This window comes from Streptomyces sp. NPDC006602 (genome assembly GCF_042870385.1).
In the GTDB taxonomy this organism is placed as follows: domain Bacteria; phylum Actinomycetota; class Actinomycetes; order Streptomycetales; family Streptomycetaceae; genus Streptomyces.
This window is the reverse complement of sequence record NZ_JBIAHG010000004.1, coordinates 603,188-613,836: the sequence shown is the minus strand read 5'-3', so window position 1 is coordinate 613,836 and position 10,649 is coordinate 603,188. Positions and strand designations below refer to the sequence as shown.

8 protein-coding genes and 2 pseudogenes are annotated in these 10,649 nt (G+C 69.2%); 6 read left to right on the top strand and 4 right to left on the bottom strand.

The features are described 5' to 3' along the window. From ACFYO2_RS15090 to ACFYO2_RS15080, 3 genes and pseudogenes are all read left to right on the top strand, one after another. A pseudogene (locus tag ACFYO2_RS15090) lies at nt 1-161 on the top strand (formyl-CoA transferase); the annotation flags it as partial. Nucleotides 162-294: 133 nt separating this feature from the next. After that, the gene (locus ACFYO2_RS15085) at nt 295-1,686 is read left to right on the top strand and encodes an OFA family MFS transporter (RefSeq protein ID WP_388348636.1); all 1,392 of its coding nucleotides are present in this window, start codon (nt 295-297) and stop codon (nt 1,684-1,686) included. Between the two features lies 1 nt (nt 1,687). After that, the gene (locus ACFYO2_RS15080) at nt 1,688-3,118 is read left to right on the top strand and encodes an OFA family MFS transporter (protein WP_388348579.1); all 1,431 of its coding nucleotides are present in this window, start codon (nt 1,688-1,690) and stop codon (nt 3,116-3,118) included. 108 nt (nt 3,119-3,226) lie between these two features. Here the strand turns inward: ACFYO2_RS15080 and ACFYO2_RS15075 are convergent, their stop codons facing one another. After that, the gene (locus tag ACFYO2_RS15075) at nt 3,227-3,904 is read right to left on the bottom strand and encodes a GntR family transcriptional regulator (RefSeq protein WP_388348577.1); all 678 of its coding nucleotides are present in this window, start codon (nt 3,902-3,904) and stop codon (nt 3,227-3,229) included. Between the two features lie 223 nt (nt 3,905-4,127). On the opposite strand from ACFYO2_RS15075, the gene ACFYO2_RS15070 reads away from it, so the two are divergent. The 3 genes and pseudogenes from ACFYO2_RS15070 (at nt 4,128) to fdhD (ending at nt 6,831) form a co-directional block, all read left to right on the top strand. Further along, entirely contained in the window at nt 4,128-5,099 is a 972-nt protein-coding gene (locus ACFYO2_RS15070; protein WP_388348575.1) for a 2-dehydropantoate 2-reductase, read from the top strand. Continuing rightward, nucleotides 5,087-5,959: pseudogene (locus tag ACFYO2_RS15065) on the top strand (molybdopterin dinucleotide binding domain-containing protein); the annotation flags it as partial. The gene ACFYO2_RS15070 and the pseudogene ACFYO2_RS15065, both read left to right, overlap by 13 nt. A gap of 8 nt (nt 5,960-5,967) precedes the next feature. Further along, complete coding sequence (gene fdhD, locus ACFYO2_RS15060; protein ID WP_388348573.1) at nt 5,968-6,831, top strand: formate dehydrogenase accessory sulfurtransferase FdhD; 864 nt, start codon at nt 5,968-5,970, stop codon at nt 6,829-6,831. A gap of 95 nt (nt 6,832-6,926) precedes the next feature. Here fdhD and ACFYO2_RS15055 read toward each other — a convergent pair whose 3' ends face one another. From ACFYO2_RS15055 to eboE, 3 genes are all read right to left on the bottom strand, one after another. After that, entirely contained in the window at nt 6,927-7,964 is a 1,038-nt protein-coding gene (locus tag ACFYO2_RS15055; RefSeq protein ID WP_388348571.1) for a sugar phosphate isomerase/epimerase family protein, read from the bottom strand. 86 nt (nt 7,965-8,050) lie between these two features. Beyond that, nucleotides 8,051-9,445 (bottom strand): alkaline phosphatase family protein, encoded by a 1,395-nt coding sequence (locus tag ACFYO2_RS15050; RefSeq protein WP_388348569.1) that lies wholly within the window; start codon nt 9,443-9,445, stop codon nt 8,051-8,053. Beyond that, complete coding sequence (eboE, locus tag ACFYO2_RS15045) at nt 9,442-10,647, bottom strand: metabolite traffic protein EboE (protein WP_388348567.1); 1,206 nt, start codon at nt 10,645-10,647, stop codon at nt 9,442-9,444. The genes ACFYO2_RS15050 and eboE overlap by 4 nt, the downstream gene beginning before the upstream one ends. Nucleotides 10,648-10,649 lie beyond the last annotated feature (2 nt).

Sequence of the window (10,649 nt, the reverse complement as noted above, 5' to 3'; positions counted from 1 at the left end):
GCACCTTCACCACCGTCGGCAGCCCACTCAAACTCTCCGACTCCCCCGTCCACATCACCACCTCACCCCTCCTCGGCCAACACAACGAAGAGATCTACATCGGCGAACTCGGCCTCGGCGACGAGGAACTTCGCCTACTGAAGTCGAGCGGGGTGATCTGACGTGAGGAGGTGAACCTGCACGGGGGTCGGCCGACGGTGCGCGTCGGCAGGCTCCGGGACCCGTGCGCGCACGAAAGGCATTGGTACAGGGGGCGCTGGCCAGAACTTTCGACGCAAGGAGTGCTTGGACAAGATGACAACCATCGACTATTCGAAATCCGCCACCTACAGGGAGGTGACGGACCGCAACGGCCGCGTGTACCGGATCGGGGAGACCGATCGGCACATCATGGGACGGCCACGATGGACCATGGTGCTCTTCCCGTGGATGGGCATGCTGGGCATCAGTTCCTCGGAGTACGCGTTCACGTCGGCCGAGGACACACTGCACGAGGCGCATCTGTGGAGCAGTGGGCACATCTTCTGGCTGATGGGCGTCTGGGTGTTCTTCCAGGCGGCCGTGGCCTTCCCCGCCGGACAGCTGCGGGAGAGCGGAAAGCTCCCCGCGCGGTACGCGATGATGCTCGGCGCGCTGGGCACGATCCTCGGGTATCTCTCGCTGGCGTTCGCGCCGAGCGTGATCGTCGCCTATCTCGGCTTCGGCGTGTGCAGCGGCATCGGCGCCGGCCTGGTCTACGCGACCTGCGTGAACATGGTCGGCAAGTGGTATCCGGAGCGCAAGGGCGGCAAGACCGGCATGGTCAACGGCGGTTTCGCCTACGGCTCGGTGCCCTTCGTGTTCCTGTTCACCTCGTACATGGACCTGAGCAACTACGAGACCGTCCTGGTGATGGTCGGCCTCATCTGCTGCGCCGTAGTGGCGTTCGCGGGGTGGTTCTTCAAGGACCCGCCGAAGAACTGGTGGCCGCCGCACGTCGACCCGCTCAAGCTGACCGACGACCCGAAGATCCGGCGGGCGCTGGAGAAGAACCCGCCGGCGGTCAAGCAGTACACCCCGAAGGAGGCCGCGCGCACGCCCGTCCTGTGGATGATGTGGTTCTGTCTGCTGTGCACGGCCGGGATCAACATCTTCGGCATCGCCTTCCAGGTGCCGTTCGGCAAGGACATGGGCTTCGCCGGCGGGATCGTGGCCACGGCGATGTCGCTGAAGGCGATCGTCAACGGCACTGGACGCGGCGTGATCGGCTGGATCTCCGACAAGTTCGGCCGCCGCCACACCCTGATCATCGTGTGTCTGGTGCTGGGCACCGCCCAGTTCGGCGTGCTGGTCTCCGGCCAGATGGGCAGCATGCCGTTCTTCCTCTTCTGCTCCATGGTCTCCGGCTTCGGCGGCGGCGCGATCTTCCCCCTCTTCGCCGCCATGACCGCGGACTACTTCGGTGAGAACAACAACGCATCCAACTACGGCATGGTCTACAGCTCGAAGCTCATCTCGGGCCTCGTGGGCTCCGGAGTCGGCTCGATCGTGGTCGGCGCGTGGGACTACGAGGGCGCGTTCGTCATGGCCGGCTGCATCGGCCTGGGCTCCGCCGTGCTGGCGCTGTTCCTCAAGGCGCCCGGCAGGCCCAAGACCAGTCGTCTGACCGTCCCCAACCCGCAACCGCTCGGCGAGGAAATGGCCTGAAATGACGGCAGATTCGTACGCAGCAAACAGCAAGAGCTCCAACTCCGCACAGTCCTACTCCGCACACCCCGACGCCGCACACCGTCCCTACCGCGAAGTGACCGACACCCACGGCCGCGTCTACCGCGTCGGCGAGAGTGACCGGGACATCCTCGGTCACTCCCGGAAACTCATGGTGTATCTGCCGTGGATCGCCATGATGGCCATCAGCGTCTTCGAGTACGCGTACGGCTCGGCCGAGGACACCCTGTCCCACGCCCACGGCTGGACGCAGAGCAACACCTTCTGGATCCTCAGTGTCTGGGTGTTCTTCCAGGCCGGCATCGCCTTCCCCGCGGGCTGGCTGCGGGAGAAGGGCGTACTGACCGCGCGCAGGGCCATGTACATCGGCTCGGGCATGTGCGTGGTCGGGTTCCTCGCCCTGTCGCACCTGAGCAACGTGTGGCTGGCGATCCTGGGATTCGGCGTCGTGGGCGGGCTCGGCGCCGGTCTGGTCTACGCGACCTGCATCAACATGGTCGGCAAGTGGTTCCCCGAACGCCGGGGAGCCAGGACCGGGTTCGTCAACGGCGGCTTCGCGTACGGATCACTGCCGTTCATCTTCATCTTCAACTACGGCTTCGACACCGCGAACTACCACCGCGTCCTGGACCTCATCGGCTGCTACATCATGGTGGTGGTCATCGGGTGCGCGTTCTTCTTCAAGGATCCGCCGAAGAACTGGTGGCCCGCGGACATCGACCCGCTGACCTACGGCGGTAACGAGAAGGGGGCCGACAGCCTGGCGAAGAACCCTCCCGCGGTGAAGCAGTACACGCCCAAGGAGGCCGTCAGGACCGGCATGCTTCCCCTGATGTGGATCGCCCTCGTGATGACCGCGGGCGTGTCGATCTTCGGGATCTCCTTCCAGGTCGACTTCGCGAAGGAGGTGGGCTTCGGCCCGCTGGTGGCGGCCTCGTCGATGGGGGTCATGGCCGTCATCAACGGCATCGGCCGCGGTGTCGTGGGCTGGCTGTCCGACAAGTGGGGCCGCAAGTCCACCCTGGTGTTCGTGATCGTCGTCCTGGGCCTCGCCCAGTTCGGCGTGATCTGGGCGGGCGACGTGAAGAGCGAATCGCTGTTCCTGTTCTTCGCCTTCCTCTCCGGCTTCGGCGGCGGCGCGTTCTACCCGCTGTTCGCGGCGCTCACCCCGGACTACTTCGGGGAGAACTACAACGCCTCCAACTACGGGCTGGTGTACAGCGGCAAGCTGATCAGCGGCCTGTTCGGCGGCGGCCTCGGCTCCATGGTGGTCGCGGCCTGGGGCTACGACGGGGCGTACGCCCTGGCCGGCGCCACCTCGATGGTCGCGGCGGCGATCGCCCTGCTGCTGCGGCAGCCGGGGCGGACGCGGGCCGGAACCTCGGCACCGCAGCCGCAAGCGGCCACCTGAGCAAGGCGGTTCGGCATCAGGCGGCCCTCCTCAGGGAGGGCCGCCAGATCCGTCGCATCCGTCGGATACGTCGCATCCGTCGGATACGTCGGATCCGGATACCGGGCGCTACTTCTCGCGCTCGTGGTACGTCTTCCGTGTGTGTTCCGTGTGGGCGCGCATGACCTTCATCGCGCGCTGCTCGTCGCGGTCGCCGATCGCAGCGATCAGCTCGCGGTGCTCGATCCACGACTGGTGGCCGCGCTGCCGGGCGACCGGCGTGTAGTACCAGCGCACCCGGCGGTCGACCTGTGCGGCCAGCGCGGCGAGGACCGTGTTGCCCGCGAGCTCCATGACCTTGGCGTGCAGACGGGCGTTGGTCGCGACCGCCCCGTCCACGTCGTCGGCGGCGACCGCGTGCTCGCCCTCCGCGCACAACTCCTCGAGCGCGGCGATGGCCTCCGGGCCCGCGTTCGCGGCGGCGAGCCGGGCGGCCTCGGTCTCCAACAGGGTGCGGACGGTGAGGAGTTGGTCGGCCTCCTCCTCGGTGGGCTCGTGCACGAACGCACCCTGGGCGGGCCGCAGGTCCACCCAGCCCTCGGTACTGAGTCGCTGCAACGCCTCACGCACCGGCTGCCGGGAGACCCCCAGATGCCCGGCGAGCTCACTCTCGACCAGATGCTGACCGGGCTGCAGGGCACGGGTCGTGATCAGCTCGAGCAGCGCCTCGTAGACACGGTCGCGCAACGGGCCGGGGCGCTCGAGCTTGGGTACCGAGCCCCGCGGCAGTCCTGTCGTCGGCAACATCGCGGTCCCTTCTGGGCAGCGCCGTCGCTGCAGCACAAAGCCGATTATGAATTGGCTTTCGCCTACAGTCTACGGCGCACAAACGCCAGGTAGGCACGGGAAGGTGCCGAGCAGACCCGGGCGTCACAACCCTTGCTGCCGCCGACTCCATCCTGTAGACAATATTCAGTCGACAGAGTTCGACAGTTCCTCGGTATCCCTCAACCGAACGGAGCGCCACACAGTGAAAGTCGCAGTCCTCGGCGCCGGAGCGATCGGCGCCTACGTCGGCGCCGCGCTCCACCGCGCCGGTGCCGACGTGCACCTCATCGCCCGCGGACCGCATCTGGCGGCCATGCGGCAGCACGGCGTCCAAGTCCTCAGCCCGCGCGGCGACTTCACCGCCCGTGCCCACGCCACCGACGACCCCGCCGACATCGGCCCGGTCGACTACGTCTTCCTGGGCCTCAAGGCCAACTCGTACGCGGCGTGCGGGCCGCTCATCGAGCCTCTCCTCCACGACACCACGGCGGTGATCGCCGCCCAGAACGGCATCCCCTGGTGGTACTTCCACCGGCACGGCGGCCCCCACGAAGGCCACCGCATCCAGAGCGTGGACCCGAACGGCGCGGTCAGTGCGGTGCTCGCGCCCAGTCGGGCCATCGGGTGCGTCGTCTACGCGGCGACCGAGCTCGAAGGACCAGGTGTCGTACGGCACTTGGAGGGCACCCGGTTCTCCATCGGCGAGCCCGACCGCAGTGTCTCTTCCCGCTGTGTGCAGTTCAGCGAGGCGATGCAGGCCGGCGGGCTGAAGTGTCCGGTCGAGCCAGACCTGCGCGGCGACATCTGGATCAAGCTGCTCGGCAACATCTCCTTCAACCCGATCAGCGCGCTGGCGCGCGCCACCATGCGGCAGATGTGCCTGCACGGCGGCACCCGCAAGGTCATCGAGACCATGATGGCCGAGACCCTCGCGGTCGCCGAGGCCCTCGGCTGCAAGGTCGGCGTCTCCATCGAACGCCGTCTCGCCGGCGCCGAACGCGTCGGCGACCACCGCACCTCCACGCTCCAGGACCTGGAACGCGGCAAGCCGCTCGAACTCGACGTACTCCTGGCCGCCGTGGTCGAGTTGGCGGAGATCACCGGAGTCCAGGTGCCCACCCTGCGCACAGTCCACGCCATCTCCGACCTGCTCGCCCTGCGGACCGCCGCATGAGGAAACGCCCCGAATGGACGGAGGGCCCGCTCCGGCCGAAGGCCGGCACCGACGTCCCGATGGCCTGTGCGATCGGCCGCGAGATCATCCACGCGGGCCTCGCCGACCATGACTTCATCGAGCGAGCGACGACGGGCTTCGAGGAGTACCGGCAGCTCGTCGAGCCCTGGACCTTGTCGCTCGCGGAGAAGGTGACAGGTGTGCCGGCAGCCGCCATCAGGGAGTTGGCCCACAGCTACGCCCGGTCGCCCCGGCCACCGGGTGTCACGGCACGCGACAACGGCACCGACAACGTCCACGCCCTGATCAACCTTTCCCTGCTGACCGGCCACGGACTCGGTCCCGCGCAGCTGCTGACGGCCCAGGACAGGGCCGACGGCCGGGCGGAGACCGACACCACGGCCACCGGGCGGGATCCGCGCGTGTCCTTCCGACTCGTCCGGCACGATCCTCCCGTGGACCTGACGGACGAGCGGTACTCGGTCCGGCTCACCACGGGACGCCGCCTCGACGCGCACAACACCAGTGTGCGGAGGGGCAGTTCCGCGTCGCCGCTGCGGCGGCGCGAGTGCATCGAGCTGAGTCCGGAGGACGCCGAGCGGTACGGCGTCGTGGTCGGTGAGGAGGTGCGGATCTGCACACGGCGCGGCTCGCTGGTGGCTCCGGTGTGGGTGGACCCGGCGCTGCGGCCCGGCCTGGCGTTCATGACCATGCGCGTCGCGGAAAACGCCGAAGACGCGGAAAAAAGGGACATCAACCAGCCGACGGCCAAGGTCAGTTGTCCGATCGCGGGGGCGGCGGAGTTCGAGGCCGCCGCGATCCGCATCGAGAAGCTGCCGGTCGCGGCGGTACGGAGCTGAGGCCGGCCATGGGACGAGTCACGGAACGACGCAAGGTGATCCGCATCCGCGACGGGGCGGTCTCCGCCCGCCCGGACACGCTCGTCGCCGAGGAACCGCTGGAGATCCGCCTGAACGGCAAGCCACTCGCGATCACCATGCGCACCCCCGGCGACGACTTCGCACTCGCCGCCGGATTCCTGGTCAGCGAGGGTGTACTGGCTGCCGTATCCGATCTGCAGAACATCGTCTACTGCGCCGGGGCGACCGTAGACGGCTCCAACACCTACAACGTGGTCGACGTCAGGACGACCCCCAACGTGGTCATCCCAGACATCACCCTCGAACGCAACGTCTACACCACCTCCTCCTGCGGCCTGTGCGGCAAGGCCAGCCTCGACGCCGTCCGTACGACCACCCGCTGGCCCATCGACGACACCAAGGGCGACACCGCTCCCCCGGTCCGCGTCGAACCCGAACTCCTCGCGAGCCTCCCCGACCGGCTCCGCGCGGCCCAACGGGTCTTCGACCGGACCGGGGGCCTCCACGCAGCCGCCCTCTTCACGGAGGACGGCCGACTCCTCGACATACGCGAGGACGTCGGCCGCCACAACGCGGTCGACAAACTCGTCGGCCGCGCCCTGCAGAACGGAGGCCTTCCGCTGTCCCGCACCCTGATGCTGGTGTCGGGCCGGGCGTCGTTCGAGCTGGTCCAGAAGGCTGTGATGGCCGGCATCCCCATGCTCGCCGCGGTCTCGGCCCCCTCCTCTCTCGCCGTCGACCTCGCCGCCGAGACCGGCCTGACACTGGTCGGCTTCCTGCGCGGCACCTCCATGAACGTGTACGCGGGACAGGACCGCATCGCCCTGCGGGCCGCGGCCACCCAGGGCTGACCGGCCCCCCGCTACACGACGGCGGGACCCCGATCGGGCGGGGAGCGCCCCCTGCGCCCGCGGGGTCCCGCCTCACCTTGTGTGTACGCGCTCCGTCAGCACTTCTCCCGCAGCGAGTGCAGGTACTCGCTGGAGCGGCGCGCGAAGGTGAAGGACTCGGTCGGCTGGTCGTGCTCGGTCTGCCAGTGGTGGGCCAGTCGCTCGCCGCGCAGCCGGGTCACGGCGGAGATGAACCGCTGGTAGTCGATGTCGCCGTCGCCGACGTCGACCATGCGGTAGCCGAACTGGTTCGACGGGTCGCTGACGCCGTCCTTCACGTGGAAGAGCGGGTAGCGGTGCGGCTGCTTGAGGACGTAGTCGAGGGGTTCGAAGGGGGCGGGCGTGCCGTCGGGTCGCTTCGAGAAGCGGAACTGGCCGGCGTACGCCCAGAAGATGTCCATCTCCAGGAAGACCAGGTCGGGGTCGGTCTCGGCGAGCAGGACGTCGTAGAGGCGGACCTTGGGGTTGTCGGTGGCGAAGCCGAACTCGTCGGAGTGGTTGTGCTGGTAGAACTTCATGCCGCGTGCCTTCGCCGCCGCGCCGTACGTGTTGAACTCCTCGGCCGCGCGCTTCCAGGCGTCGACGGTGGAGCCGTAGCGGAACGGGCCGGATGCGGTGCCGATGTGCTTGAGGCCGAGGGCCTGGGCGTCGTCGAGGACCTTGGTGAGGTTCTGGGCGAAGGTGTAGGCGTTCGGGTCGTCGGAGTAGTAGCCGACGTGGCTGCCGATCGGGTTCAGGCCGTGGTTCCTGGCCAGCCGCTTGAGCTGGGCGAGCGTGATCGGGCCGGCCGAGCCCTGGGTGTAGCCGGCGAACTCGACCTCGTCGTAGCCGTACTTCTCCAGTTCGGCGAAGACGGGGGCGAAGCCCAGCGTGGAAACCTTGTCGCGCAGGCTGTAGAGCTGGATGCCGAGGCGGCCGGGCGGCAGGACGGGACGGCCGCGGCCGGCGGCTGCGGTCGCGGTCTCGGTGGCGGCGGCCGGGGTCGCGGCGGCGCCGAGCAGGGCGGCGGCGGTGGCGCCGGCGGCCACGCCGAGCATGCCTCGTCTGGTCAGGCGGTGGGTGAGTTCGGGGTCGATCCGGTGCATGCGGCTCATGCTGGAACTCCTCGGGTCGCGGGGCGTTGTCAGTGGTGAGTGCTTCACTGGTGACCAGTCGGAAGTGACCGGTCCGGTGGTGCCGGTCAGGTGAGACCGGCGAGTTGGAGCAGCAGTGCTTTCACGTCGGTGGCCGCGACGCGGTCGCCGACAGCGCGGGGGGTGGAGCAGATGAGGAGCGGACCGTCGTCGTCGCTCGTGGGGAGGCGGCCGTGGCTGCCTCGAATAGGTGACGGGTCGAGGGGCACGACCGCCATGCGGTAGCGCAGGCCGAGTTTCTTGCGGGCCAGTGCGGTGGCCGCCTTGACCTTGACGTAGGGGTCGAGGGGATCCATGAAGAGTTCGACCGGGTCGTAGCCGGGTTTGCGGTGGATCTCGACGAGTCGCGCGAAGTCGGGCGCGTGGGCGTCGTCGAGCCAGTAGTAGTACGTGAACCAGGCGTCCGGCTCCGCTACGGCGACGAGTTCGCCGGAGCGCGGATGGTCGAGGTGGTGGGCCTTCTTGCCCTCGTCGTCGAGGAGTTGCTCGATTCCGGGCAGGTCGGCGAGTGCGGCCCGGGTGGCGTCCAGGTCCTCGGGCCGGCGTATGTAGACGTGGGCGATCTGGTGGTCGGCGACGGCGAAGGCGCGGGACGCCATGGGGTCGAGGTACTCCATGCCGTCCTGCGTGTGCACCTCCAGCAGGCCGGCGCGGCGCAGGGCACGGTTGATGTCGACGGGGCGGTCCGCGCGGGTGATCCCGTACTCGGACAGGGCGACGACGGTACGGCCTTCGGCGCGGGCGTCGTTCAGGAGCGGGGCCATGGCCCGGTCCAGGTCGGCGGCGGCTTTCAGGGAGCGTGGGTCGTCGGGGCCGAAGCGCTGCAGGTCGTAGTCGAGGTGAGGGAGGTAGCAGAGGGTCAGGTCGGGGTGCCGGGTGCGCATGATGTGACGGGTCGCGTCGATGATCCAGCGGCTGGAGACCAGGTCCGCGCCGGGTCCCCAGAAGTGGAAGAGGGGGAAGGTGCCGAGTTTCTCGGTGAGTTCGTCGTGCAGGGCCGGGGGCCGGGTGTAGCAGTCGGGTTCCTTGCGGCCGTCGGAGTAGTAGATGGGGCGGGGAGTGACGGTGATGTCGCTGTCGGCGCCCATGGCGTACCACCAGCAGATGTTGGCGACGGTGTAGCCGGGGTGGGCTCGGCGGGCGGCGTCCCAGAGTTTGTCTCCGGAAACGAGGCCGTTGTGCTGGCGCCACAGGAGTACGTCGCCGAGCTCGCGGAAGTACCAGCCGTTGCCGACGATGCCGTGCTCGGCGGGGTGGGTGCCGGTGAGGAAGGTGGACTGGGCGGCGCAGGTGACGGCGGGCAGGACGGTGCCGAGCGGGGCGCGGGAGCCGGACTGGCCGAGGGCCCTGAGATGGGGCATGTGGTCGAGGAGACGGGGGGTGAGGCCGACGACGTCGAGGACGAGGAGCGGGGTGGGGCCGCTTTCCGCAGCGGTGCTCATGGGAGCTCCTTCAGGTCGAGGTCCGTCAACAGGTCGCGCACGAGGGCGAGTTCGGCGGCGATGCCGTCGGCGAGCTGGGTGCGGCCGCGGGGTCGCAGCTCGGGCGGGAGGGCCTGCCAGGTGTAGGTCTCGACCTCCAGGTGGCGGGTGAGCGGGTGTGGGCCGCCGACGAGTCGGGTCAGTGCGGCCTTCAGTACGGGGAGTGTGGAGGTGAGGGGCTCGGCGGGGGCCGCGTGCAGGGGGACGTGGAAGTGGGCGCGCCAGGGTGCCGCGTCTGGGAGGGTGTCGCCGGCGAGGGCTTCGCCGAGGTCGTCCGTGCCGCGCAGACCGGCCGCGATGGGGGTCCCTCCCGCTCGAACGCACTTGAGAGTGGGGGACGTGCGGGTCTGGTGCAGGAAGCGGGGTTCGTCGAAGGCGGCGAGGGCCGCGCGGACCTCGCGGAGATGGGGGTGTTCGGCGTGCAGGGCGGCCGACAGCTGGGACTTGACGACGGGGATGCCGGCCCGGGTGAGCGTGTCGAGGGCGGTGTACGGGTCTTCGAAGGAGGTGGCGAGGTGGCAGGTGTCGACGCAGATGCCGATCCGGTGGTGGTCGATCGCGGTCAGCGGGGCGATGGCGTCGGCGGTGGTCTCGACGACACAGCCGGGTTCCGGCTCCAGGCCGAGGCGGATGGAGCGGCCGGTCAACTCCTGCAGGGCGTCGAGGCGTTCGGCCAGGGTGAGCAGGGCGGTGTGTGCCTTCTCGGCCCGGTCCTGGTCGTAGGCGGTGCGCCAGGCGAGCGGCAGGGTGGAGATGCTGCCCTCGGTGACGTCGTCGGGGAGGAGTCCGGCGAGGACGCGGGCCAGGGCGGTGGTGTGGTCGAGGCGTTCGGGGTCGGCCCAGTCCGGTTTGTAGACGCGGTACTTGACCTGCTCGGCGCCGAAGCCTTCGTACGGGAAGCCGTTGAGGGTGACGACTTCGAGGCCGCGCCGGTCGAGTTCGGTGCGCAGGCCGCGCAGCGCGGACGGGTCGCTGACGAGAGCGTGGGCGGCGTCCCGGGCGAGCCACAGGCCGATGCCGAGGCGGTCGCGGCCGAGGCGTCGGCGGACGGGTTCGCAGTGGTCGCGGAGCTGGGCGAGGACGCCGTCGAGGGTTTCGGCGGGGTGGACGTTGGTGCAGTAGGCGAGGTGGACGGTGGTGCCGTCGGGGTGGCGGAAGCGCATCG

What these genes read in the sequence shown, in the direction of transcription:
- ACFYO2_RS15055 (WP_388348571.1), bottom strand. Translation starts at nt 7,964, where the DNA reads ATGAGCCGCATGCACCGGATCGACCCCGAACTCACCCACCGCCTGACC.
- ACFYO2_RS15085 (WP_388348636.1), top strand. Translation starts at nt 295, where the DNA reads ATGACAACCATCGACTATTCGAAATCCGCCACCTACAGGGAGGTGACG.
- ACFYO2_RS15080 (WP_388348579.1), top strand. Translation starts at nt 1,688, where the DNA reads ATGACGGCAGATTCGTACGCAGCAAACAGCAAGAGCTCCAACTCCGCA.
- eboE (WP_388348567.1), bottom strand. Translation starts at nt 10,647, where the DNA reads ATGCGCTTCCGCCACCCCGACGGCACCACCGTCCACCTCGCCTACTGC.
- ACFYO2_RS15075 (WP_388348577.1), bottom strand. Translation starts at nt 3,904, where the DNA reads ATGTTGCCGACGACAGGACTGCCGCGGGGCTCGGTACCCAAGCTCGAG.
- ACFYO2_RS15050 (WP_388348569.1), bottom strand. Translation starts at nt 9,445, where the DNA reads ATGAGCACCGCTGCGGAAAGCGGCCCCACCCCGCTCCTCGTCCTCGAC.
- fdhD (WP_388348573.1), top strand. Translation starts at nt 5,968, where the DNA reads ATGGGACGAGTCACGGAACGACGCAAGGTGATCCGCATCCGCGACGGG.